Source organism: Exiguobacterium sp. SRB7LM, assembly GCF_015712685.1.
Taxonomy (GTDB): domain Bacteria; phylum Bacillota; class Bacilli; order Exiguobacteriales; family Exiguobacteriaceae; genus Exiguobacterium; species Exiguobacterium profundum.
Window position 1 is genome coordinate 1,163,325 of sequence record NZ_VWVR01000006.1, and the last position, 25,826, is coordinate 1,189,150.

Annotated in this window: 24 protein-coding genes; 5 read left to right on the forward strand and 19 right to left on the reverse strand. The window is 47.7% G+C overall.

What is annotated here, in order from left to right; all coding sequences use genetic code 11:
• Positions 1 to 174: 174 nt before the first annotated feature.
• From mdh to dnaE, 10 genes are all read right to left on the reverse strand, one after another.
• Positions 175 to 1,107, reverse strand: coding sequence for a malate dehydrogenase (mdh, locus tag F3H97_RS06815; protein ID WP_196430903.1), 933 nt, complete (start codon positions 1,105 to 1,107; stop codon positions 175 to 177).
• Between the two features lie 21 nt (positions 1,108 to 1,128).
• Positions 1,129 to 2,397, reverse strand: a complete 1,269-nt coding sequence (gene icd, locus F3H97_RS06820; RefSeq protein WP_031423152.1) for an NADP-dependent isocitrate dehydrogenase — start codon at positions 2,395 to 2,397, stop codon at positions 1,129 to 1,131.
• Between the two features lie 99 nt (positions 2,398 to 2,496).
• A complete protein-coding gene (gene citZ / locus F3H97_RS06825) occupies positions 2,497 to 3,609 on the reverse strand; it encodes a citrate synthase (protein ID WP_159562532.1) in 1,113 nt (370 codons plus the stop codon).
• Between the two features lie 184 nt (positions 3,610 to 3,793).
• Positions 3,794 to 4,258, reverse strand: a complete 465-nt coding sequence (locus tag F3H97_RS06830) for a DUF441 domain-containing protein (protein ID WP_012726718.1) — start codon at positions 4,256 to 4,258, stop codon at positions 3,794 to 3,796.
• A gap of 67 nt (positions 4,259 to 4,325) precedes the next feature.
• The gene (pyk, locus tag F3H97_RS06835) at positions 4,326 to 6,068 is read right to left on the reverse strand and encodes a pyruvate kinase (RefSeq protein ID WP_074036515.1); all 1,743 of its coding nucleotides are present in this window, start codon (positions 6,066 to 6,068) and stop codon (positions 4,326 to 4,328) included.
• 93 nt (positions 6,069 to 6,161) lie between these two features.
• The gene (gene pfkA / locus F3H97_RS06840; RefSeq protein WP_012726720.1) at positions 6,162 to 7,130 is read right to left on the reverse strand and encodes a 6-phosphofructokinase; all 969 of its coding nucleotides are present in this window, start codon (positions 7,128 to 7,130) and stop codon (positions 6,162 to 6,164) included.
• Positions 7,131 to 7,290: 160 nt separating this feature from the next.
• Entirely contained in the window at positions 7,291 to 8,226 is a 936-nt protein-coding gene (locus F3H97_RS06845) for an acetyl-CoA carboxylase carboxyltransferase subunit alpha (RefSeq protein ID WP_074036513.1), read from the reverse strand.
• A complete protein-coding gene (gene accD, locus F3H97_RS06850) occupies positions 8,219 to 9,073 on the reverse strand; it encodes an acetyl-CoA carboxylase, carboxyltransferase subunit beta (RefSeq protein ID WP_196431849.1) in 855 nt (284 codons plus the stop codon). The genes F3H97_RS06845 and accD overlap by 8 nt, the downstream gene beginning before the upstream one ends.
• A gap of 14 nt (positions 9,074 to 9,087) precedes the next feature.
• Positions 9,088 to 9,642 (reverse strand): FadR/GntR family transcriptional regulator, encoded by a 555-nt coding sequence (locus F3H97_RS06855; RefSeq protein WP_196430904.1) that lies wholly within the window; start codon positions 9,640 to 9,642, stop codon positions 9,088 to 9,090.
• Between the two features lie 77 nt (positions 9,643 to 9,719).
• Complete coding sequence (gene dnaE / locus F3H97_RS06860; RefSeq protein WP_196430905.1) at positions 9,720 to 12,887, reverse strand: DNA polymerase III subunit alpha; 3,168 nt, start codon at positions 12,885 to 12,887, stop codon at positions 9,720 to 9,722.
• 103 nt (positions 12,888 to 12,990) lie between these two features.
• Between dnaE and F3H97_RS06865 the strand changes: the two genes are divergently transcribed.
• Positions 12,991 to 13,182, forward strand: a complete 192-nt coding sequence (locus tag F3H97_RS06865) for a YtzJ family protein (RefSeq protein WP_074036509.1) — start codon at positions 12,991 to 12,993, stop codon at positions 13,180 to 13,182.
• Positions 13,183 to 13,198: 16 nt separating this feature from the next.
• Here F3H97_RS06865 and F3H97_RS06870 read toward each other — a convergent pair whose 3' ends face one another.
• Positions 13,199 to 14,167, reverse strand: coding sequence for a DHH family phosphoesterase (locus F3H97_RS06870; RefSeq protein WP_074036506.1), 969 nt, complete (start codon positions 14,165 to 14,167; stop codon positions 13,199 to 13,201).
• A 75-nt stretch (positions 14,168 to 14,242) separates the two neighbouring features.
• On the opposite strand from F3H97_RS06870, the gene F3H97_RS06875 reads away from it, so the two are divergent.
• The gene (locus F3H97_RS06875; protein ID WP_074033432.1) at positions 14,243 to 14,557 is read left to right on the forward strand and encodes a YtpI family protein; all 315 of its coding nucleotides are present in this window, start codon (positions 14,243 to 14,245) and stop codon (positions 14,555 to 14,557) included.
• A 41-nt stretch (positions 14,558 to 14,598) separates the two neighbouring features.
• Here F3H97_RS06875 and F3H97_RS06880 read toward each other — a convergent pair whose 3' ends face one another.
• The gene (locus F3H97_RS06880; RefSeq protein WP_074036504.1) at positions 14,599 to 15,909 is read right to left on the reverse strand and encodes a DRTGG domain-containing protein; all 1,311 of its coding nucleotides are present in this window, start codon (positions 15,907 to 15,909) and stop codon (positions 14,599 to 14,601) included.
• A 165-nt stretch (positions 15,910 to 16,074) separates the two neighbouring features.
• On the opposite strand from F3H97_RS06880, the gene F3H97_RS06885 reads away from it, so the two are divergent.
• Positions 16,075 to 17,172: a M24 family metallopeptidase gene (locus F3H97_RS06885; RefSeq protein ID WP_196430906.1), complete on the forward strand. Its 1,098-nt coding sequence runs from the start codon at positions 16,075 to 16,077 to the stop codon at positions 17,170 to 17,172.
• A gap of 45 nt (positions 17,173 to 17,217) precedes the next feature.
• Here F3H97_RS06885 and F3H97_RS06890 read toward each other — a convergent pair whose 3' ends face one another.
• The gene (locus tag F3H97_RS06890; protein ID WP_196430907.1) at positions 17,218 to 17,940 is read right to left on the reverse strand and encodes a metallophosphoesterase family protein; all 723 of its coding nucleotides are present in this window, start codon (positions 17,938 to 17,940) and stop codon (positions 17,218 to 17,220) included.
• Positions 17,941 to 17,950: 10 nt separating this feature from the next.
• A complete protein-coding gene (locus F3H97_RS06895; protein WP_159562537.1) occupies positions 17,951 to 18,676 on the reverse strand; it encodes an SDR family oxidoreductase in 726 nt (241 codons plus the stop codon).
• Between the two features lie 183 nt (positions 18,677 to 18,859).
• Here F3H97_RS06895 and F3H97_RS06900 point away from each other — a divergent pair, with 183 nt between their 5' ends.
• Positions 18,860 to 19,297 carry a universal stress protein gene (locus F3H97_RS06900; RefSeq protein WP_012726732.1) on the forward strand — a complete coding sequence of 146 codons (438 nt, stop codon included), beginning with the start codon at positions 18,860 to 18,862 and terminating at the stop codon, positions 19,295 to 19,297.
• 54 nt (positions 19,298 to 19,351) lie between these two features.
• Here F3H97_RS06900 and F3H97_RS06905 read toward each other — a convergent pair whose 3' ends face one another.
• The 4 genes from F3H97_RS06905 to tpx form a co-directional block, all read right to left on the reverse strand.
• A complete protein-coding gene (locus F3H97_RS06905; protein ID WP_196430908.1) occupies positions 19,352 to 19,954 on the reverse strand; it encodes a 3D domain-containing protein in 603 nt (200 codons plus the stop codon).
• Positions 19,955 to 20,362: 408 nt separating this feature from the next.
• Positions 20,363 to 21,574, reverse strand: a complete 1,212-nt coding sequence (locus F3H97_RS06910; protein ID WP_012726734.1) for an acetate kinase — start codon at positions 21,572 to 21,574, stop codon at positions 20,363 to 20,365.
• Between the two features lie 119 nt (positions 21,575 to 21,693).
• Positions 21,694 to 22,587 (reverse strand): class I SAM-dependent methyltransferase, encoded by an 894-nt coding sequence (locus F3H97_RS06915; RefSeq protein WP_196430909.1) that lies wholly within the window; start codon positions 22,585 to 22,587, stop codon positions 21,694 to 21,696.
• Between the two features lie 96 nt (positions 22,588 to 22,683).
• Positions 22,684 to 23,172 (reverse strand): thiol peroxidase, encoded by a 489-nt coding sequence (gene tpx / locus F3H97_RS06920; RefSeq protein ID WP_196430910.1) that lies wholly within the window; start codon positions 23,170 to 23,172, stop codon positions 22,684 to 22,686.
• Between the two features lie 149 nt (positions 23,173 to 23,321).
• Between tpx and F3H97_RS06925 the strand changes: the two genes are divergently transcribed.
• Entirely contained in the window at positions 23,322 to 24,140 is an 819-nt protein-coding gene (locus tag F3H97_RS06925; RefSeq protein WP_196431851.1) for an NAD kinase, read from the forward strand.
• 47 nt (positions 24,141 to 24,187) lie between these two features.
• Here F3H97_RS06925 and F3H97_RS06930 read toward each other — a convergent pair whose 3' ends face one another.
• Complete coding sequence (locus tag F3H97_RS06930; RefSeq protein ID WP_196430911.1) at positions 24,188 to 25,759, reverse strand: amidohydrolase; 1,572 nt, start codon at positions 25,757 to 25,759, stop codon at positions 24,188 to 24,190.
• Between the last annotated feature and the right edge of the window lie 67 nt (positions 25,760 to 25,826).

Genomic DNA, 25,826 nt, shown 5'->3' on the forward strand with positions numbered 1-25,826 from the left:
TCCTCTTAAACCATCAAATGTCACTTTCTATTTTACAAATCAATGCTTGAAACGACCAACCTCAAAGCAAATCTTTACAAAAACAAAACAAATCCACTTTCAGTGTAGCATGTTCGATAAGAGAGAAGGCGCAAAAAAGGTGCCTCCTGCAACATGACAGGAAGCACCTCAAACTTATAAGACGCTTAATACCGAGCGGACAGAATCCGCAGACTTCGATAGCGCTGCTTTTTCTTCATCCGTCAAGTCGAGCTCTAACACTTGCTCAATTCCATGTTTACCAAGAATCGTCGGGACGCCAAGATACAAATCATGGAATCCGTACTCTCCCTCAAGGTATGCGATGGCCGGTAAGATTCGACGCTGATCTTTTACAATCGCCTCGACCATCTCCACGATGGCAGCGGCTGGCGCATAATACGCCGAGCCATCGCCCAGTAGTTGGACAATCTCGCCGCCACCTTTTCGTGTCCGTTCAACGATTTGCTCGATTCGCTCATGTGGGATGAGTTTTTCGAGCGGGATGCCTCCAGCGTAAGAATAGCGTACGAGAGGCACCATTTCGTCTCCATGACCTCCAAGGACGAATCCGGATACGTCTTTGACAGAAACATTCAGCTCTTGTGCCACAAACGTTCGGAAGCGAGCCGTATCCAATACACCGGATTGACCGATGACGCGTTCTTTCGGGAACCCTGATTCTTTGAACGCCGCGTACGTCATGGCGTCTACTGGGTTCGTCAATACGATCAGGATGGCGTCTGGAGAGTAACGGGCAATCTCTTTCACAACCGAGCGCATGACGTTTGCGTTCGTTGCGACGAGGTCGTCCCGGCTCATCCCCGGCTTGCGCGCGATTCCCGCGGTAATGACAACCACATCGGAATCGGCCGTGTCCGCGTAATCAAACGTACCTGTGACCCACGAATCAAACCCTTGAATCGGTGCCGTTTCTTGCATGTCGAGCGCTTTCCCTTTCGTCGGTCCTACTTTTTCTTCCATATCGAGCAGTACGACATCCCCTAGCTCACGTTGAGCCAAGTACAGTGCAGTCGTTGCACCGGTGAAGCCACTTCCAATAACAGAAATTTTGTTACGACGAATCATGAGCTCTCCTCCTAGGTCGTCTTACATGTTTTTAATCAATTCATCCGCGAACTCTGAACATTTCACTTCTGTCGCTCCGTCCATGAGACGTGCGAAGTCGTATGTGACAACTTTCGAAGCGATCGTTTTCTCCATTGAGTTGATGATGAGGTCAGCCGCTTCGTTCCAGTTCATGTGGCGGAGCATCATCTCACCTGAAAGGATGACTGAAGATGGGTTTACTTTATCAAGACCCGCGTATTTCGGAGCTGTACCATGTGTCGCTTCGAAAATCGCATGTCCTGTGATGTAGTTAATGTTCGCACCAGGTGCAATCCCGATTCCACCTACTTGAGCAGCAAGGGCATCTGAGATGTAGTCACCGTTCAAGTTCATCGTCGCAACAACGTCGAACTCACGTGGACGTGTCAAAATCTGCTGGAGGAAGATATCAGCGATTGAATCTTTGACGATAATTTTCCCTTCAGCTTCCGCTTTCGACTGAGCTTCGTTAGCAGCTGCTTCACCAGATTCTTCTTTGATACGGTCATACTGTGCCCATGTGAACACTTTGTCACCGTACTCCGCTTCAGCGAGTGCATAACCCCAGTTTTTGAAGGCACCTTCTGTGAACTTCATGATGTTCCCTTTGTGGACGAGCGTTAAAGATTTACGGTTGTTCGCAATCGCATATTCAATTGCTGCACGAACCAAACGTTCTGTTCCTTCAGAAGAAACTGGCTTGATTCCGATTCCTGATGTTTCTGGGAAACGGATCTTGTTGACATTCATCTCGTCTTGCAAGAATTTGATGAGTTTTTTCACTTCATCGCTTCCTGAAGCGTACTCGATTCCAGCATAGATATCTTCAGTATTTTCACGGAAGATGACCATGTCTGTATCTTCAGGACGTTTTACTGGTGATGGAACACCTGTGAAGTAACGAACTGGGCGAAGGCATGTATATAAATCGAGTTCTTGACGAAGTGCGACGTTCAATGAACGAATTCCTCCACCGACCGGAGTCGTAAGTGGTCCTTTGATGGCAATCAAGTACTCACGAATTTGATCAAGTGTCTCTGTTGGGAGCCATTCGCCTTTTTCGTTATATGCTTTTTCCCCAGCATATACTTCCATCCATTCGATTTTCTTGTCGCCGCCATATGCTTTTTCAACCGCAGCGTCAAATACGCGAACAGCCGCATTCCAAATGTCAGGACCTGTTCCGTCACCGATAATGAATGGTACGGTCGGTACATTTGGTACGTTCAATACACCGTTTTCAACTGTAATCTTTTGTCCTTGTGTCAACATAATGAATCCCCCTAAGTACATTACTGTAGGTCGACGCGTGCGCCGACCTACGTCACTTGTTAGTTTACCAAACTTTTGTCTAAAATGTGTCTCGAATTAACGTTCGTTTACCGGAACGTACTTACGGCTCGTTTCACCGACATATTCCGCACGTGGACGAATCAAGCGATTATCCGCATATTGCTCGAGAATGTGCGCAATCCAGCCAGACATACGAGATACGGCGAAGATTGGTGTGAATAGATCTTCTTCGAGACCGAGCGCATAATAAGTTGAAGCTGAATAGAAATCGACATTTGGTTTCAAACCTTTTTCCGTTTCGACAAGATGGTCGATTTTCTCAGACATCTCATACCATTTCGGTTCGCCGATTTGAGCAGTCAACTGACGGCTCATTTCTTTCAAATGTTTCGCACGTGGGTCGCCATCCTTGTAAACGCGGTGACCGAAGCCCATAATCTTCTCTTTGCGCTCGAATTTGCCACGAACATATTCTTCAACACGGTCGACCGAGTCGATCTCGTGCAACATTTTCATTACCGCTTCGTTCGCACCACCGTGAAGTGGCCCTTTGAGTGCCCCCATGGCCGCCGTGACACCTGAGTACATATCCGAGAGCGTCGCTACACAAACGCGAGCAGTGAATGTCGAAGCATTCAACTCGTGGTCTGCGTGTAAGATGAGCGCTTTATCAATCGTCTTTTCTGCTACATCGCTCGGCTCTTCACCGTTTAGCATGTATAAGAAGTTCGCAGCGTAAGAAAGACCTGGTTTCGGTGCGACCGGCTGCTCCCCTTTACGAAGACGGGCGAATGCCGTCACGATTGTAGCGACTTGTGCTTGTAGACGAATCGCTTTACGCATGTTGGCCTCGTCACTCATGTCTTCAGATTCCTCATCATATAGAGCGAGTTGTGAAAGTGCCGTACGAATCGTCGCCATTGCATTGGCTGATTTCGGTGCACGTCTTAACGTATCAATCACCTCTTCAGGCAATGTCGCTTCTTTTACAAGCGCATCTGAGAGCGCTGTCAATTCCTCTGCATTTGGTAAGCGGTCGTTCCACAATAAGAACACTACTTCTTCGAATGTGGCGTTGTCCGCTAAATCATCAATGGTGTATCCTCCGTAAGTCAATTGTCCGTCAATAATTGAGCTGACTTTTGAGGCTGCTGCCACAATACCTTCTAACCCTTTTGTCGTTGACATTCATAACTCCCCCTCAGTCTTGTATAAAGTGGTCGACCGTAAAAACAGTCTGTTTATAGGGAATAAGGATACGGGACGGGTTGTTCCCCTGCATTCACCCAGTCTCCGTTTACCCTGTCCTTTATATAGTATAAACAATTTATTGCAAAAAAGAAATGTAAGCGGCTTCAGTTGTCAGAAAATATCAAAACCATTTTTCAATAACTTGATATCCACCTAAAATCAATGCCGCGATACCAGCTCCGACAAGCGGTCCAACGGGAATCCCTTTCATGAATCCAACCGCTAGAATCGTACCTGCAAGGAGTGCCGTGGTGACGACCGGGTCGACACGCATTAGTTGTACACCTTGCCCCGCAGCAATGGCAACGAACATCCCTGAGGCAAATGCGACAATCCCGACCGGCCCTTTAATACTATTCCACAATTCTTTAAACCCGATATCGCCGGTCGCGATTGGGACGAGAACTGCGATCGTAATGATTGTCACACCCCAGCTGATTCCTTTCGATGCAAGTGTCGGAAATAACTGGTCTCCGAATCCGATTGCTTTGATGATCAACAAGACGCTACTTGCGATAATGACAGATTGGTTATTTGAAATGACACCGATTAAGACAAGCATCAATAAAAATAGATATGCACTCATACGTATTCCTTTCTTCGAACGGAAAAAGAACCGACCTTTGTAGAAGGCCGGTTCGATTGTCGTTCAATTATGCGTTGTAGATTTTACCTGTGAGTGGGTCGATTGAAATCATCTGACCGTCACGAAGCGATGCTGTCGCTGCATCAACACCTACGATGACTGGCTTGCGAAGTGATGGTCCAACGATCCCAGCATGGCTCGTCAATCCGCCGTCTTCTGTGATGATTCCAGCCGCTTTTTCGATCGCAGGCATCATTTCTTTATCTGTGAATGGTGCGACAAGGATCATGCCGTCTTTCGCTTTTGCATTTGCTTCATCCGCATTTTTCGCGACAACGACTTCTCCAACAACACCGCGCTCACCGATTCCACGCCCGTCTGCGAGAGCGTGACCAACGATGTGGACTTTCATCATGTTTGTCGTACCAGCTGTCGCCGCAGGAATACCAGCTGAGATGACAACGAGGTCACCGTCAGTGACGAATCCAGCGTGACGTGCCGCTTCCGATGCTTGAACCAACATTTCATCCGTGTTGTTCGGCATTGTTTCAGCAACGATTGGATATACGCCCCATACGAGGTTCAATTGACGCGCAACGCGCTCCGATTCTGTCACCGCGATGATGTTCGCTTCAGGACGATACTTCGCTGTACGAGCAGCCGTATAACCTGATTGTGTCGGTGTCAAGATTGCTTTGGCGTTCAAGTTGATTGCCGTGTGCGCAACCGCTTGAGAGATCGCATCCGTCACTGTATGCTCACTGCGCTTCTGACGATCTTTCAACAAGTTTTTGTAGTCGAGCATGCGTTCTGTACGCTCTGCGATTGCAGCTTGCATTTGAACAGATTCGATTGGGTAGTCCCCTGCAGCTGTTTCACCAGAAAGCATGACTGCGTCTGTTCCATCCAAGATTGCGTTTGCTACGTCTGATGCTTCCGCACGTGTCGGACGCGGGTTACGTTGCATTGAATCAAGCATTTGCGTTGCTGTGATGACCGGCTTCCCGAGATCGTTACACTTCTTGATGAGTTCTTTTTGAACTGGTGTCACTTCTTCTGTCGGGATTTCAATTCCGAGGTCCCCACGGGCTACCATCAAACCGTCAGAGATTGCCAAGATTTCTTCGATGTTATCGACACCTTCTTGGTTCTCGATTTTCGGGTAAATCTTGATGTGTGATGCGTTATGTTTCTCGAGAAGTTGGCGAATTTCAACTACGTCAGATGCACGACGTACGAATGATGCTGCAATCACGTCAATGTCTTGTGAGATCCCGAACTCGATGTCCGCGATGTCTTTGTCCGTGAGGGCAGGAAGGTTTACCTTGACGTTTGGCAAGTTAACACCTTTCTTCGTCTTGATGATTCCTTCGTTTTCAATGACGCAACGGAGATCACGGTTATCAAGCTTTTCAACGACACGGAGTCCGATGAGACCGTCGTCGAGCATGATGTGTGAACCGACTTCCACATCATCGTAGAGTCCTTCGTACGTCACAGAGAAACGATCTTTCGTTCCGACGATTTCTTCCGTTGAGACGATTGTGACTTCTTTTCCTTTTTCAAGAAGTGCCTTACCGTCTTCGAATGTATGCGTGCGGATCTCTGGACCTTTTGTGTCGAGAAGAACAGTGACAACTTTACCCGCTGCTTTCGCCGCTTCACGGATGTCACGGATACGAGCGCCGTGCTCTTCATAGTCACCGTGTGAGAAGTTGAGACGGGCAACGTTCATCCCAGCTTCGATCATCTCAGGAAGACGCTTCTCAGAAGCCGGTCCAATGGTACATACAATTTTCGTTCTACGCATAATATAAAAACCTCCTAGGGGATATAGTGCAACTTACAAACAGAAAACGGGGGGCCTTGGACCGTATCCCGTCTCTGCAACATACAAAATCGTTTAAATCGACAATTGGTTAACGAGGTCAATCAATTGCATATCAATCGTGTGCTTGTTATTGTCGAGCGCCTCATCGATATCAAGATCCATCATCTGGTTGTTACGGATTCCGACAACGCGGCCCGCTTTCCCTTCAAGCAAGATCTCCACAGCGTATGCACCCATACGACTTGCAAGGACACGGTCAGCGGCAGTTGGGGAACCACCACGTTGGATGTGACCGAGAATCGTGACACGTGTTTCTGAGTTCGTCTTCTCAGCAATCAATTTGCCGATTTCTTCCGCACTTCCCGCACCTTCAGCAACAATGACGATCGAGTGCTTCTTACCGCGTGCAATCCCGTGATTGATTCGTTCCACGATTGCATTCAAATCCTCTGGACGTTCTGGGACGAGAATCGACTCAGCACCACCAGCGAGACCAGAATAAAGCGCGATATCACCAGCGTCGCGACCCATGACCTCGATGACATACGTACGTTCATGTGATGACGCCGTATCACGAATCTTATCGATCGCATCAAGCGCTGTATTGAGTGCTGTGTCGAAACCGATTGTCGCATCTGTTCCTGGGATATCGTTATCGATTGTACCCGGAAGGCCGATTGTTGGGAATCCGAGTTCAGTCAATTTTTGAGCTCCGCGATAAGAGCCGTCTCCACCGATGACCACGAGGGCATCGATATTGAATTTCTTCAACTGTTCTACTGCTTTTGCGCGACCTTCTTCTGTTCTGAATTCAGGACAGCGCGCAGAGCGAAGGAACGTACCTCCACGTTGAATGATGTCGCCGACTGATCCAAGATTTAATTCGACTAAATCACCTTCGATTAATCCTTGATAGCCGTTATACACGCCGTACACTTCAAGACCTTCAAAAATTGCTTTTCGGGTCACGGCACGGACAGCAGCGTTCATTCCAGGAGCGTCTCCTCCGCTTGTTAATACCGCAATACGTTTTAAATTCACGTCGCTCACCTCTTATGTGTTTTAACGAAATCTGAAAATAAAATACCACGTCTGACCTTTGTTTTACAACACAAGTATGTGAAAAAAATGCATAGGGTATCTCACAAAGCAGTCACTTGATGAATGAATAAAGCTTTATTCAAAGCCATTGTTACCGTTTTCACTCATTAATTGTGCCAATTTGATGATATTTGGTCGCACGTCCTTGAATCAGCTCAGAAGTCGATTGCGCAAGCAACTCGTTCATGTGCTGTAATAAGACAGGTTTCAAGAGTGACGACTGTAGTGACACATCAACGTGTGCCCCCCCGTACACTTCTCCTACCACTTCATCGACAATCCCTAGGTTGAATAAATCTTGTGCTGTAATCTTCATCGTCTCTGCCGCACGCTCTGCTTGTTTCGCGTCTTTCCACAATAGTGCCGCTGCACCTTCTGGCGAGATGACTGAGTACGTACTATTCTCAAGCATCAATAGACGGTCGCATACACCAATCCCAAGCGCACCACCTGAACCACCTTCTCCAATGACAACGGAGACGATCGGCACTTTCAGCGTCGCCATCTCAAACAAGTTACGGGCAATCGCTTCACTTTGACCTCTCTCTTCTGCGGCTTTCCCCGGATAAGCCCCTTTCGTGTCAATGAATGTCAAAATAGGACGGTTGAACTTCTCGGCTTGTTTCATGAAACGCAATGCTTTTCGATAGCCCTCCGGGTGCGGCATACCAAAGTTTCGTTTCATGTTCTCTTTCGTGTTTCGCCCACGCTGATGTCCGATAATCGTCACCGGCACTCCTTCAAACGTCGCTAGTCCAGATACGATTGCCGCATCGTCATACCCATGTCGGTCCCCATGGAGTTCCATGAAGTCAGGGAATAAATGCTGGATATAATCGAGCGTTGTCGGTCGCTTCGGGTTTCGCGCCAACTGGACGCGATCCCACGGTTTCATATTCCCATAAATATCTTTTTCTAATCGGTCGAGCTTTAACTCGAGATGACGAATCTCTCGGGATAAATCAATCCCTTTCGTCTCAGCGGTCTCCCGTAATTTATTCAGTTGTTCAGTGACTTCTTTGATTGGGTCAAACATGACGGACACCCCCATCGTGTAATTCAATCATCCTCTTCAAGAACGAACGCATCTGTTCACGATGAATGACCGCATCCAGCTGCCCTGACTCAAGTAAAAACTCAGCAGTTTGAAAGTTCTCTGGAAGTTTTTCCCGAATCGTCTGTTCGATGATTCGTCGTCCTGCAAACCCGATGAGCGCTCCCGGCTCTGCGACGTTCAAGTCGCCGAGCATCGCAAAACTCGCTGACACACCACCTGTCGTCGGATGAGTCAAATACGCGATGTACAGCAGTCCTGCTTCGTCATGTTCTTTTAGAGCGATGGACGTATTGGCCATCTGCATCAAACTGACCATTCCTTCTTGCATCCGAGCCCCACCTGATGCTGTGAACAAGACGACTGGAAGCCCGAGTGATGTGGCGTTTCGGACAGCCGAAGCAATCGCTTCTCCAACGTATGCACCCATCGACCCCATACGGAATCTCGCATCCATCACACAGACAACGAGTGGTAGTCCGTCGATTGTCGCCTTTCCACATACGACGGCCTCTTCAATCCCGGTCCGCTCACGATCTTTCGTCAACTTTTCCTCATAGTCAGGGAAGTCGAGTGGATTCGCCTTGACAGACGGTCCCACAAAGCGTTCGAAAGACCCTTCGTCGACAAGCATATCAATCCGTTCTTGCGCCTGAAGCGGAAAATGATAGCCGCAATCACATACTTTGTGGTTCTCATTCAACTGTTTTGTATAATGCATATATTTACAAGATGGACATTTCGTCATCAATCCCTGTGGTGCGTCAATCTTTGGTTCTCGTTGACGCAATGGCATATATCGTTTCGGTTTCTTGAAAAAAGCAGTCATCGCTTCCCCCTCGTTCATTCCGGCATCCCCATTCCACGCCACGTCTCGACAAATCGTTTCCGTTCCTCGAGCGTATATAAATCCCCAACGTCTAATCCGTCAAAAAAGCGATTGACCTCACTCCAAATTCGAATGAACAGTTCATTCTTCAACTGAAAGATGAGTTGCTGGCGAAACGTTCGATCATCTTCGATCACCGTTTCTAATAGAGCCAGTCGTTCCTTAGTCGGTTCAATTTCTGAAAACGCCATGCGCTCCAATAGTCGAAGCATCTCAATAATATCGGTCGCTTTCGTCTGTTTGGTCACAATGAACTCCGACAATATCTCAATGTACCGATGTCGGTCTTGCTCACACAAAAAGGTACCACCACCATGTCTCGTCTCCACGATGCCTAAAAAGCTCAACGCTCGTAACGCTTCGCGAACCGAAGCGCGGCTAATGGACAGCGTTTCGGCGAGCTCTCGTTCGGATGGAAGCCGATCACCTGGAACTAAAGACGATTGGACAATTAATTTTCTAATCTTTGAAATGTTTCCGTGAAATGAGGATGCGTGTTTTTCATGCATCTGACCGTTCAACTCCCTTTTTTGGATCACCTATCAAACTTAAGTGGTCAGACCAATTAGTGCGATTATATCACTTTTTAGGACTTGGTACTAGTTTCTGGACCAACCATTTTTGTATCGATTCGTTTCAGTACGACATTTTCTTCCCCGAACCGTCTTTTCGCTTCCGCCACATACTCTTCATTCGGATTGATTGAAAAAGCTGAAGCCAGTTGTTTCACTTCCTTCGAATCCGTGAATCGGCATACAACCGGGACATCCCCTTGTGCTCGTTGAATCCAATCTTCCAATTCAGGGAAGCGGTCGAGTGTGAGCCGGATGAATAAGGCTTGCCCGTGTAACGGTCGAACCCGTTCGACAATCAATTGCTTGCGACCATCCCGTTCATTCGAATGGACCTCGAGTAACAAGATGTTACCGGCATAGAGGGACCGTCCAAACTGCGCGAATGTTCGAGGAAACACGACGACCTCGTCTTGCGTCATGCCATCGTCCACCATGAGAACACCCATCCGTTCTTGTTTTTTTGTCATGAACGTACGTACGTCATCTACATATACGACGAGATAACCGTTTGTTCCATTCATGACTTCTTCAATTGTAGACGGTTCGATCCCGATATCCGGAAGTGCCGTCAATGGAGAGTGGACCACCCATGTCCCGAGCGCCTCCCTCTCTTCTTCAGACCAATTCGGTTCTTTCACTTTTTTCTGTTTTAGTCCGAGTGAAGACAGCTCATCCGGTAAAAAATGTGTTCCCGCTTCTTCTCGCAAACGTTCGACTGCTTCAAAGGCATGTGTCCGGTCACCGTGATACATCCGGTCGAGCGCGCCCGCACCAAGTAATCGACGTAATTTCAGTTGGTCTTTATTTTTCCACTCCATGGCTTCTTGAAGCGTTCTGACATCTTTCAACTGCCCGTTCAGTTCAATCAGTCGGTCCACATCCCGTTTGGTCAACCCCTGGACCGCCTTCAACCCGAGCCGGACGCCCGGTCCCTCAAGTGTCGCGTCAGCGTGACCATGTAAGACGTCCGGTGGGTACACCGGAATTTGATCTTTCCGTAACAGTCTGACAAGTTCCGTTGTTTTTTCTGATGTCACCACATGAAAGACACGAGGGAAATGTGCTTTGACGTAAGCCAATCGGTAACTGATCAAACTGTAGGCGACAGCGTGAGAGCGGTTAAATCCGTACCCGGCAAACTTTTCAATCCATGAAAAGATTTGCGCCAAGACGTCCTGGTCTCCCGCTTTTGCTTGTTGCAAAAATCGTTCTCGTTCCCGAGCAATCGTTCCGGTATCCTTTTTGGCAATAGCACGTCTGACCAAATCCGCTTCCGCATAGGAATAGCCTCCGAGTTTACGGAGAAGTTTCATCACCTGTTCTTGATAGACGAGTACACCGTATGTCGGTCTCATGACGTCTTCTACGTCTGGGTGGACTGGTTGGTAAGGCATACCGTGTTTTCGCTTCGCATACGTTTCGATGAATTGCATCGGTCCCGGGCGATAGAGTGACATCGTGACAACGATATCTTCAAACTCAGTCGGTTTCACTTGTCGAAGCGCTTGCTTCATCCCGGTCGATTCAAATTGGAAGATTCCGTCCGTCTCACCTCTCGCAAGCAATCGATACGTCCGAGCATCGTTTAACGGAATTGTTTTCAGAGAGAACAGCGCATCACTTTCTCGAATCAAATCCTCCATCTTTCGCAAGCGACTCAAGTTTCGTAATCCGAGCAAGTCAATTTTCAGAAGCCCGACCTCTTCCAAATCCTTCATATTATATTGGGTCACGTGTTCTTCAAGTTCGGGTTGGAGCGGAGTCACTTCTTCAATCGGTTGACGACTGAGCACCACTCCTGCCGCGTGAACGGAGGATTGACGCGGCAAACCTTCTAGCTGTTTGGCAATCCGTAATAACTGCTGACGCTTTTGGCTACCGGCAAACCACTTCATCTGCTTCTGGCTCGACATCAGTTCATCAAGTCCTCCGGCTTTCACTTGCTTGCTCGCAGCCTGCCCTTCCTCAAGGGTCATCCCGAGCGCTCTCGCAACGTCTCGAATTGCCGCTTTCGCACCGAACGTGGCAAGTGTCCCAATCTGTGCGGCATGCGTATGACCGTATCTTGATAGTACGTAAGAAACCACTTCCTCACGACGTTCATCTTCAAAATCGAGGTCTATGTCTGGCATCGACACACGCTCTGGATTTAAGAATCGTTCGAACAACAACCCGTAATGAACCGGATCGACTTCCGTGATATGGAGGGCAAAACTGACGAGTGAACCTGCTGCCGATCCACGCCCCGGACCTACTTCAATCCCAGATTCTCGAGCAAACCGAACGATGTCTTCCACGATCAAGAAATAGGAAGAAAATCCGGTATTGGCGATGACTTCAAGCTCAAACTTTGCCCGCTCGATGTAAGGTTCTTTCACGAGTTCCATCGCCTTCAACCGCTCACCGACAAGTCGTTTCAGCTTTTGATCGGCATCCGGAATTTCTGGAATCGCCCCTTCCGCACGTGGTAGATGATCTAGCCGAATCAATGCCTCGAATCGATCCAGTTCCGATAATTCTTCCGTTGTGAACCAGTCATTCATTTCACTCGGTAGTCGAACGTGCAATCCTTTTTGTCGCACGTCTTCATTCGACATCACGTCCCCTTCGCGAATGGCAGAAATGGCTCGGAATCCTTCCACATCTTCCGGTCTCATGTATCTCGTTTCAGGGGCCGGAATCAATTGGACAGCAAGCTCTTCGCGCATGAGACGAAGTTGTTTCAACACTTGTACCTGTTCCGTAGTCTGAGGTGCCGGTAGTCCGAGCCACAGCTTCTCTTCATCGACAAACGACAAGAGTTGATGATAAAGGCGACGCCGGTGAACCGGATCACTCGCTTTCCAATTTTCAGGTAATACGATCAGCGGCATCGTTGTCCGTCCTTCAATTCCTCCCGCCTGGATGATACGATATTGTTCCTTAAGCTCCGTTTCGTTAGATGAATACACAATCACGGATACGTCTAACCCATCCAATCGGAGGACCGTTCTCAGTCCGATTAGCGGTTTCACCTCATATCGTTGGCAATATGACAAAAATGTCGGAACCCCATAGAACGCATCGTCTGCGATCGCCACGGAACGACTTCCCCGTTCGGTCATCTGCAAGACATATTGTTCTAACCGGATTGTACTTTGTAGTAAACTATAAGCAGTTCTGACATTCAGATGAATCATCGTTGGCCTCCTTTCTATATTAATGGAATTGTCAAACTCAATTCATCACTTCTCTGATACAATAATTATAGACAAAACTCACGACAAAAGGGGGTAAAAGCGTATGATTATCAATCGGGGACAGATTGCACGCGATAAGTTAGAAAAATTACAGCATGGTCAAACAGTGTTTGCCGACAGCCCAGAAATCATCGACCGGCTCCGTAAGTACATTACTGAGTATCAGCTCGACGTCGTCGAGGACGTGACCGAACGAGGTACATGGTTCATCCCAAAGGAAAATGGAGACAAATGAAGAGAGCTGACCTCGGTCAGCTCTCTTCATTTTCTTCAAACGTGAATTCCCCAGCCACTTCATTCAAAGCCGCAATCACGTCATCCATCTCATCCCATGTGTCAATCGTGGCACCAGCCGCCATCGGATGACCTCCCCCACGGTATCGCTTGGCCACTTCATTGATGACAGGACCTTTCGACCGGATGCGCACACGAATCTCTTCTTTGTTTTCCACGAACATGACCCAACATTTCAATCCTTCGAGGCCAGAGAAGCTATTGACGAGTTGCGATGCCGCTTCCGGGGACGCATGGAACGTCCGGAGCACGTCCTTGTCAATCTTCACATAGCCGACGCCTTCTTCTGTGACATTGACGTGCTGTAACACGTACCCTTGTAACTGAAGAGTCGCTAAGTTGGTCTTATACATGTGTCGGTACAATTTATTCGTATCGATGTCTTTCGCGATCAGCGCCGAAGCAATCTCAAACGTTCGGGCCGTAGCATTTCGAAACTGGAATCGTCCTGTGTCGCCTACGATGCCGGCATAGAGTAAAAATGCCGCCTCTTGGTCGATTGGATATCTCCAAATGTCCGCGAGTTCCACAATCATCTCAGACGTCGAACTGACCGAGGTATCGACAATCTGTGTCATCGCATATGGATCTTCATCGGGATGATGATCGATTTTAATGATTGTCTTCCCTTTTAGCGCAAATGGTCCATCGATTCGCTCTTGATTCGCCGTATCTAATATAAGGACGAGCGCGTCTTGATACATTTCTTCTTCGACATGTTCCATCTTTCCTAAAAACTCGAGGTCTGGAACCATGCCACCGACCACATAGATTTGCTTCTCCGGATGAACCGATTTTAGAATGCGCTGTAAACCAAGCTGGCTCCCCAACGCATCAGGGTCTGGTCGTACGTGGCGGTGAATGAAAATGGTGTCAGCCGCCTCAATTTCTGATTTGATTGTATCCGCTTCCTGCCATTGCGTCATGATGATTCCTCACTTTCCTACACACTATTATGGTATGATGATAACAGATTACGAGATAGAAAGGGGTTCCTTCACTTGCAACTTGTCATGATTGGACTCATTTTGTTCGCGCTCGGTGCGTACCTTGTCTTCAAGCGCCGTGCTTTTTTGACAAAGACGCCAAACCGAAAAGCGTTGTTCAACACGCAAGCGTTGATCTGGTTAAGTTTATTCCTCGCATTGTTCGCTGCGAACCAAATGGTCGGGGGATTCGGTCTGAATTCATCTGTCGGTTGGATTGTCAGCATCGTCATGTTAGTCGTCGGTTTAGGGAATGCTGTTGTCGGATTTATCCGTTACCGCAAAATTTACCCTCTCGCCGCAGAAGAACCGACGAATACGCCATCATGAAAAAGAGCACCCGCTACGCGCTGTAGCAGGTGCTCTTTTTATTACCGATCGATGAGTTGTGCCGTGACGAGCGCTTTGGCGACAAGTTGTGTCCCTTGCGTCATCTCCACATCCACTTTCCCGAACTTCCGACCGAGGTCGAAGACATGGGCCGACACTCGAATCTGACTTTCAATTTGAATCGGCTTCATGAAATAGACGGTGATATTCTCAACCACGAGATCGCCTTTCTTCATATGACGTAGACTTCGCGTCGCCCCTTCGACCAACAAGGTCGTCAACACGCCAGATGAGGCGGTCCCCATATGACTCGTCATCTGTGGGGCCACTTCAACCGTGAAGGCCGTCCCGTTCGATGCAGGATCTTCTTTCAGCTGGTTCGTGATCATGTTATCGAACGTCTCACCGACTTGCGGTTGTCGATTCGCCAGTTGCAACGCCTTCAGCACATCTTGGCGGCTAATAATCCCAAGCAGACGTCCGTAGTTATCAACGACAGGTAACATCTCGATCCCTTCCCACACCATCTGGTGCGCGGCATTGGTGACACTCGTTTGTACGCCTACTGTAATCGGACTTTTCGTCATGACCTTCTCAATATCATAGTCGTGTGATTTATCAATGACATCCTTTGCCGTGATCACGCCGACCACTTTCATCTGTTCATCGATGACGGGATACCGATTATGTTTCGTCCGTTCATTCAGCTCGTGCCAACGTTTCACTGTGTCATCTGACTTCAGATAGAACGTATCGTGGAGCGGGATGACGATATCTGAGACGAGTAAAATCTCTTTTTTGATTAGACGGTCATAGATGGCTCGGTTGATCATCGTCGCGACGGTAAAACTGTCATAGGATGTAGAAATGACAGGCATATCATACTTATCTGCCATTCGTTTCACTTCATCCGTTGTGTCGAATCCCCCTGTGATCAACACAGCCCCACCTGATTGTAAGACGAGTTCATGCGCTTTCTCGCGGTTCCCGATGATGACGAGTGAGTCGACATCGATATATCGCATCATCGCCTCGAGCTTCATGGCACCGATTACAAATTTCGATAGCGTCTTGTGGAGACCGTTACGTCCGCCCAACACCTGACCATCGACGATATTGACGACTTCGGCGAATGTCAGCTTTTCAATATTTTCTTTATGTTTTCGCTTGATCCGAATCGTCCCCACCCGTTCAATGGTTGATACGAAACCTAGGTTCTCAGCTTCTTTGATGGCCCGATAAGCCGTACCTTCTGATACAGCCAACTCTTTGGCGATTTGGCGGACCGAAATTTTTGACCCTACATCGAGTGACTCGATATGTGCTATGATCTGTTCATGTTTTGTGGTCATACGCGGAGTCCCTTCTCTCAATACATTTTCTACTCTATTCAGTATACTGTATCAGTCGAACTAGTTCAAACTGTACCAATCAAATTGCAACATTTCCTTTCTGTTTTCGAAACAGCTATAATAGACGAGTAGTCAACGTAAGAGGTAGAAGGGAAGGGATTCAACTTGAATCAACGCACCAATCAAATTGCACAATCTCTAGCGACAAAAGGGTTAGATGCAGCATTCATCACGTCGAAAGCATCCGTGTTTTATTTCTCGGGAGTATACGCGGAAGCGCACGAGCGATTGATCGCCATTTTAGTTTTGAAGAACGGCACAACTGCCATCATCTGCCCAGCACTTGAAAAAGGGATTGTCGAAGCGAGTGACTGGTCAGGTGAAATCGTGACGTATATGGACCATGAAAACCCATGGGACAAAATCGTCAAGTTATTCCTCGATAACCAAATCGTTCCTGAACGAATCGGAATCGAAGGGGAGCATTTGACATTCAACCGAGTCGAGCAGCTTCGCGCCGGTTTTGCCGGTCTGTCAATTATCGATTTGACAGACGAGCTCCAAACGTTACGTATGATCAAATCACCGGATGAAGTCCGGATCATGAAGCGGGCCGCCGAGTTGGCAGATATGGCCATCGAAGCCGGGATCCGCTCCCTCCGTGAAGGCGTGACAGAACTCGAGGTCATCGCGGATATTGAATACGCCATGAAACAGCAAGGCGTCCGTGAAATGTCGTTCGACACGCTCGTCTTGTTCGGTGAGAATAGTGCCGACCCTCACGGTGTCCCAGGCAACAACCGCTTGAAAAAAGGAGATTTTGCCTTGTTCGACCTCGGTGTCGTCTGGCAGGGATACTGTTCAGACATCACACGGACGGTTGTCTTCGGTGAGGCGAGTCGCAAACAACGTGAGATTTACGAAACGGTTCTTCAGGCTGAGGAAGCCGCAATCGAGATGGCGAACGTCGGTACGACACTCGGCGCAATCGATATCGCGGCACGACAAGTCATCACGTCTGCAGGATATGGTGAATACTTCACTCATCGAATCGGTCACGGAATTGGAATCGAAGTACACGAACACCCCTCGATGGCAGCGAACAATGACATGACCGCCCAAGTCGGGATGACGTTCACAGTCGAACCGGGTATCTATCTACCGGGAGTCGGCGGAGTCCGTATTGAAGACGATCTCGTCATGACAGAAAGTGGTCCCATCACATTGACGAGTTATCCGAAAACTCTTCAAGAGATTGAATGACAAAAAGTGCGATCCATTCTCAAGGATCGCACTTTTTTACATATCTTAATAAAACAAGCGCAGCATGACATCCCGTTGCGGTACGTCATAACGTTCCATCTTCTCTAAAAAGGCACGTTTGTCATATGGGACCGCCTTCAGTTCAAGAGCAATCCCGGTTTCTCCTTCAGAGAATATGGCAAAGCGAGCCAGGTCATCTTTCGCCACTCCGAGCGCACCAGGATTGACGTAGCGCTTGGTGTCATCTTCAAACAGATGGACAGGATGGTGATGTCCGAATAACACGATTTCTCCTGTATATGCTCCATACAGTCGCTGCATATTTTCCAGTGTCGGTTCGAGAATCTCGTGAAACGGTTCTTCGACAATCGTGGCGTGGCGTCGTTCGGTCGGGATATGATAATGAATGCCGAACACCGTTTCGCCAACCATTTTGACGGACATTGTTCGTGGAAGGGATTCGAGGACATCTGCATATCGAGTCTCTAGATGACGCGCAACCCACTCATGGTGGGGGCGCGTATGAGCATAACTTTCTGGATGACCGTGTCCAGCCAAAAGGGAAAGAACCGCTTCATCATGATTCCCAGAAATCATATGCGTTCCCCGGTCTAACAAACGCTCCATGACCGCATTAGAGTCCGGTCCCATTGCAATCATGTCACCGAGCGACCAGATGACGTCGACCCGCTCCGCATCCATGACTTGAAGTGCAGTCTCCAACGCCTCGAGATTTCCATGAACGTCCGTGACCACTCCAATCTTCATCGCCTTCCCCTCACTTTCGGTATTGATGGACGACGTTGACGCCGCCTGTCACATCGATGATGGCACCTGTGATCATGTCCGAGTCTTCTTGTAATAAGAACGAAATCAAACGCGCGATATCTTCTCCTGTCCCGTGTCGACCGACCGGAGTTCCTTCATCCACTTCCGCTTCATCAATGCGCATCTCCTTTTGAGAGCCGACGATATTGCCCGGATTGACCATGTTCGCCGTAATCCCAAACGGGGCCTCTTCTAGCGCGACCGATTTTGTCAAACTGACGAGTCCCGTCTTTGCAGCGGCAAACGCAGAACGATGGATCCAGCCAGGGGCCGTCCCACTTTCCGGAAACCCATACGAGATGATGCGTCCAAATCGATTTGAGCGCATGGAAGGAATCGCACGACGCATCAACCAAAATGAGGCGGACAGGTTGCCCGTGAGTACTTCGTCCCACTCTTCGTCTGTCAATTCGACGAGCGGTTTCCGCTCAAAGATATATGGACCTGCATTTAAAATCAAGGCGTTCGGTTCACCAAAGCGTTCGACCGCTTCCTCATAGGCTGAGAGCAGTTGTTCGCGGTCCGTCAATCCGGCCTCGATCATATGTATCCGTTCATGTTCCCAGTCAATCGGATTCCGTTGCAAAATGCTGACGTGCCACCCATCTTGTAACAGACGCTCCGTCACTACGCGTCCGATCCCTTTGGCACCAGATGTAATCATTACATGTTTCATCGTCCTACCTCCTCCGCCTTATTTTACCCGTTCTTTCACACGAATTCCAAACTTGGACATGTCGTGAACATCGTCATGAAAAAATTCACGCATTTTCATGGCGAAAAAGCGTGAAAACTGAAAGAAGTGGTATACTATATATGTAAGCCGAGCGTATATTTCGAGCGAAAGGTTGGGATTTACATGGCAATTGTATACAAACACATTTTATCTGCCGTTGACGGCTCTAAAGAGGCAGAACGTGCATTTGAAACAGCAATCGATGTCGCGATTCGTAACGAAGGAAAACTGTACGTCGGTCATGTGATTGATACGCGTACGTTTGCGACTGTAGAAGCTTACGACCGCACAATCACAGAGCGTGCCGAGACATATGCGAAAGAGTTGCTTGAAGACTATGTCAATCGCGCGAAAGAGCGTGGCGTAAAAGAAGTCGAAACGGTGATTGAATACGGTTCCCCGAAAGTGACGATTGCGAAAAAGATTGCACCTAACCATGATATTGATCTTATTATTTGTGGTGCGACAGGTTTAAACGCCGTTGAACGGTTCTTTATCGGAAGCGTTTCTGAAAGCATCGTCCGTTATGCGAAATGTGACGTCCTCATCGTTCGTCAATAATCACCCATCCATCAAAAAGGGTCTTGCGCAATCGCAAGACCCTTTTCCTATGCATTATAACACCTTGACTGTAACCGTTTTACGACCAAATTGAATCGCTGCATTTTGCGAATACATTAAGATGTCAATTTTATTTCCTTTGATGGCGCCACCAGTGTCAGCTGCCGTGTAGGTACCCATCGACTTGCCCCCTACGAATACTTGTACTTTCGTTCCGAGTGGAATGACGCGCGGGTCTACCGCGACTACATTTCGCTTTTGGGTACGAACGTTCCAACCAAGTGCCGTCTTACCTGAACATCCCTTGCAGTACGGTGTATATGCCGACGCTTTCATCGTATACGTCTTCACGCTTGCTGGTTTGAGCGGTTTAGGAGCACTTACAGTACGTAAGTTCTTTGTAGGAACCCATACGGCCTTCCCTTTATAGTTCACGCGAATCCAAGCACCTCGAGAACCTGTACGTTGAAGACGATCACTCGCCGTCATCTTCCCAATCACTCGTGCATTTGATTTCCCTTCTGCATAGACCATCTTCGAACCTGACTTTGTTGCAACATATACTTTTTTCGTAGCTGCTTCTACTGGTGAAGTGGGTAGAGCAAATGCAAATACGGCGATGGCGAGAAGTAAGAGCGTCATAATTTTTTTCAACATACGTTTATTCGTCCTCTCTTCGTCAATTTGGTTTCATTTCATATCAACATCTATCGAACGAGTGACTTGTCACTCCAATTGAATATTTCGTCCAGATAACTATATGACGAAACATCAGTCAGTGCCGTTACACTTCCTGTTCATTTGAGTGACACGAACATTACAAATCGATGTCAAAATTAACGGTTTATCATGTTAGATTGGACATATGAATCAAATACGAGATATTTTTATAAATTTACATCCAATATATGGTTTATTCATGTCATAAACATTGCAAAACGATGTAAATGAAGCGCCTAATGTTACAAAGGAGAAAACATTTGTCCTACTTACGATTCTTCACATTAGTAAAAAAGACTCATAAAAAAACCCACGTTACACGAAGTAACGTGGGTTCGTTTCGTATTATGCGTGTGCTTCGACAAGGTTTGCAATGCGTACCGTGTCGCGCGCGATGACCAATTCTTCGTTCGTCGGGATGATGATGACTTTAACTGGTGAGTGCGGATAGTTGATGAACAACTCTTTTCCGCGAGCACCGTTGTTAAGTGAAGGATCCCAGTAGACACCCATGAATTCAAGACCGCGAAGGATGCGTTCACGGATGACGTCCGAATTCTCACCGACGCCCGCTGTGAAGATGATGGCGTCGACACCATTCATTTCAGCCGCATATTGACCGATGTAACCGTGAATACGGTTCGAGAAGATTTTCAATGAAACTTCTGCACGATGGTTGCCTTCTGCAGCCGCTTGCTCGATGTCACGCAAGTCACTTGAGATACCAGAAAGACCGTACACGCCAGACTCTTTGTTCATGACGTTCAATACATCTTCAGCAGACTTCCCTGTTTTTTGCATCAAGAACGGGATGAGGGCCGGGTCCAAAGAACCTGAGCGCGTTCCCATCGTGATTCCTTCGAGTGGTGTGAAGCCCATCGTTGTATCGATTGAGCGACCACCTGCTACTGCAGCGATCGATGCACCGCTACCGAGGTGACATGAAATCAAACGCAAGTCTTCTAGCGGACGACCGAGAAGTTCTGCCGCACGCTGTGTGACATACTTGTGGCTCGTTCCGTGGAAGCCGTATTTACGTACACCATGTTCTGTATAGTATTCATAAGGAAGACTGTACAAGAAATTCTCTTCAGGCATTGACTGGTGGAACGCTGTATCGAATACCGCCACTTGTGGGACATTCGGCAAAATTGCCTGGAATGCACGAATACCTGTCAAGTTTGGTGGGATGTGAAGTGGTCCGAGCTCTGTGAACGATTCGATGTTCTTCATGACTTCATCGTCAATGACGACCGAATCCGCATACAACTCTTTTCCGTGTAACACACGGTGACCTACGCCAGAAATCTCATCGAATGATTGGATGATATCCAATTCGATCAACTTCTCCAACGTCAATTCAACCGCTTCTTTGTGCGTGTGAAGTGGTGTGACCACGTTGAACTTCTGTCCTTCACCATACTTGATTGTAAAAATCGCATCTTCTTTCCCTACACGCTCTACAAGTCCGACTGCGAGCAACTCTTCCGTTGGCATCTCGAGTAACTGGAACTTGAGCGATGAACTACCCGCATTGACTGCCATAATTTTCGTCATGTCATACACCTCTTACCTTTCGTTTTAAACGCATATCTTTATCTGTTCAATTTAAAACTGATAACTGTATCATAATGAAGATACTTGATTTTGCATACCTTTTTCAAGTATTTTGTCCGTTATTTTTGAGTTGTTTTGAACCAATCATCAATCTGTTTCACAACATTGGCTACCGCTCTGACATCAGTGAATGACGGAAGTTCCACAAATAGCGCTTGTTTTGGCCGTGTGACGCCTTCTCCTACTTTTTGAAGGAGCAATAAGCTTTTCGCGTAACGTTCGTCTTTAAACATCGTCGTCGGAAGTTGAATGACCCCTTTCACAACAGCCTCACGGTCCATCCATTGTTTTAATTTCCCTTCGTCATCCTGTTCAAACAAATTGTTCGGGATGACAAATAATCCATGCCCACCTGGTTTCGTATGGCGAATCGCCTGTTCCATCAAGAGGAAATGCGAATAGGCATGTCCTTGTTCTCGTTTCATGTCATATTCGGCTGCCACTTCATCATTTGGATAATATCCGATTGGCAAGTCAGCAACGGAAAGGTCGCTCGGTTCAACAAACAGAGGAGCAAGGGCGTCTTGATGGAAGTAGGATACTGGTTCTCCTAACAAGTTACTAATGGAATAGGAAAGACGAAGCAACAGTTCATCCACTTCGACCGCTTGCGCTGTCGCATCTTTTAACTGAGAGAGAACGGCGTGCGTCAACGTACCTGTCCCACTACCTAAATCTAGAATCGTCGCGTTTTCCTTAAGTAGCTTCGAAGCTAGATAACCCATAAATAGGCTGACCGCATCCGGTGTCGGTTGATTGTTCGGGGGGAGTTGTGTCGTTTCTTCCAAGACGAGTAAACTCACTGCTTTACGGACATCGTCCATCTTCTCTTTTTCAATGTCAACATGGTCAAATACTTGGACGAGTGCCTCGATCGGTAATACATCCAGGTCGTTGACCAGTTTCTTCGCTTCCTTCTTCCAATCACGATAGAGTTGTTCAAAACGTTCCATTTTCGTTCATCCTTTCCATACAAAACCGGCCCCCATGAGAGGACCGGTCGGTTCACGTACTAGTGTAAGCTATTTTAATCAATTTCGCCAAACGAATCAATTCGCTTGTTCGAACGCCTCAAGTGCCGCCGCGAAATCAACTTCATCTGTCATTTCATCCATATATTGTACATATTGGACGACGCCATTCGAATCGACGACGAATACAGAACGCGCAAGGAGACGCATTTCTTCAATTAAAACACCATATGCTTTTGCGAATGAAAGATCGCGGTGGTCCGAGAGGGTGACTACGTTATCTAAACCAGATGCAGAACACCAACGGCGCTGTGCGAACGGCAAGTCGTTCGATACAGTCAAGACTGTACCACCGAGTGATGAAGCCTTTTCGTTGAACTCACGCGTTTGTGCATCACATACGCCTGTATCGATTGAAGGAATGACACTGATTAGTTTTTTCCCCGGATAGGTTGCTAACGTCACTTCTTCTAAAGCAGTCGTCAAGACGCGGAAATCAGGAGCTTGATCTCCTACCTTCACTGGATTTCCTTGTAATGTTACGTCGTTCCCTTTAAATGTTGGCATGTACTCATCCCCTTTGTTGTAGTTACTCGTTCATCATATCGATGAACTTGAGCCTTTGACAAACTTCCTGCTTTTGGCTCTGTTTCAGTTTTCCCTATATCGGTAGGAAGAAACACGTTATAATAAAGAGGACACCATTGACAAAGGGGATGACTCAGATGAGAAACAACGTCTATTTGTACCATCGTAACGTCAACGAATTCACAAAAGAAGTGAAGAAACTGAAAGAAATCGGGGAAAAACACGGTTTCAACATCGTAAATCAACCGGAGGACGCGAACATCATCGCTGCAGTCGGCGGGGACGGGGCATTTTTACAGGCGGTTCGCTACACAGGCTTTCGTCAAGACGCCATCTACGTTGGCTTCGGTCGTGGATTGAACGAGTTTTATTGTGATTTCGACATACATAAACTCGATGAAGTCGACCGCCTCTTCTCGGACAACTCGATGCGAATCGAAGAAGGTCTCGAAGTCCGGAAGTATCCACTTCTTTCAGCATCGATCAACGAATCGACACCGCTCCTCTGTTTAAATGAGGCTTCGATTAAATCAAGTATTATCAAATCACTCGCCATCGAGGTCTATATCGACGATCTACATTTCGAAACATTCCGTGGGGACGGAATGGTTGTGTCGACGCCGACGGGATCGACTGCCTATAACAAATCTCTCAGCGGTGCGGTCGTCGACCCACTCATCCCATGTATGCAAGTGAGTGAGATCGCTTCGGTCAACAACAATCGCTATCGCACACTCGGCTCATCCTTTATCGTTCATGATTCGCGTAAGTTGTCACTCCGCATCGTCGAAGACGGCAACGACTACCCGATTATTGGGATGGATAACGAGGCGCTCAGCTTGAAGTACACAGACCGAATCGATATCGAACTCTCGAACCAGGTCATCAAGACTGTCAAGCTTCGGACCAACTCGTTCTGGCATAAAGTGCAACGTTCATTCTTCTGATGAAGAAAAAGAGTTGCTTCATCCCTTTCGGATGAAGCAACTCTTTTTTACAGCGTGGCTTTTTCTGCTTCGTACACTGGTTGCCCTTCGACGACAGTCATTACAAGACGGTTGTGCAGGATGTCTTCCCCACTCAATTTAAAGAAATCTTCATCCCATACTGTGAAGTTGGCATTGTAGCTTCGAACCAATAGCCCGTTTCTGCCGTGCGTCCCTGTAGCAACATGAGGCGAATACGTGAAGCTGCGAAGAGCTTCATACATCGAAAGACGTTCACTCGGATTTAGCGTGCTCGACCTGTGAAACGATTGTCGCATCACCGCTCCAAACAATCCCTTTCGGACGTCAACAGATGAAATCGGCGCGTCACTTCCTCCTAACACCAATGCTCCCGTATCGAGTATAGACTTGAATCGATAGACATCATGCACGCGCTCATTGCCCAACCGCTCGAACAGCATGTCCATGTCATCCGATAAAAATACCGGCTGTGCATCAATCAAAACAGGCAATGATTTGATTCGGTTGATCAATGAGTCATTCAATAAAGAGGCATGGATAATTCGATCTCGTGTCCCTTTTCTGGCAGGGTACTTCTCAAGCAGGCCGACAAATTGCTCAACCGCCGCATCACCGATCACATGCGCTGCCACATTCATCCCGTATGTTCGTGCTTTTTTCACAAGTGCCTCGAGATGATCTGGTCGATGCACTTCAATTCCTCGTTGACTCCGATCATCCGCATACGGTGCAGATAACAGAGCGGTGCGTCCACCGAACGAACCGTCGACAAAGAGTTTCATCGCACCGAAGTCAAACCGCTTCCGACGCGTCATCGCATCTTGCTGGATGACACGATCCACCACCTGTTCGTGAACGAGAAGGTGTGCTTGAAACGGAAGTTCGTCCAGTACATCTTCGTACGCTTGAATCGTCTCGAGCGGATCTCCATGATAGAACAAGTCTTCCGTATGGGCGCCAACGATTCCATGTGCGAATAATGAATCGATTGCCCGGCGAAGAGAAGCGGCATTTTTCTTACGATTCCCACTCAATTCTTTATATAAGAGATCTAGTGCAGCATCATATAGGACGCCATTCAATTTACCTTCTTCATCTCGCCCAAGTTTTCCACCTTCGATCACCGTATGGTGGATCAGTCCAAGTCGTTCAAGTCCTTTCGAGTTCACGACGGCTACGTGACGACAGACACGCTTCAACACGACAGGACGGTCGTCAATCACTTCATCAATCATCTCACGTGTCGGCATGTCACCGAGCAGACGATCATCAAACCCTTCTGCGACGATCCAATCGTCGTCCGACTCTCGTTGCTTCATCGTTTCAAGTAATTCTCGAAGATCCGTCGCTTCACTCGCATCGACACGGTCGAGCGCTTCGCCGTATCCGACAAGGTGAATATGTGAATCGGTAAAGGCCGGATACACACTCTTCCCTTCCAAATTCACAATCTCCTCGATGCGACCCGCATATGTACGTCGGAGATGTCCCTCGTCCCCCATCTTCAAGACGCGTCCATGCTCAATAAACATGGCACGTTCCATCTCACCCGGTTTATTCAATGTGTAGATATTCCCGTTGACCCATAGTGTACCCATCTGACGATTCCTCCTTGATTGAAAAAAGATTGACGTCTACGTTTTTCCCGTTTCCGTCAATCTTCAT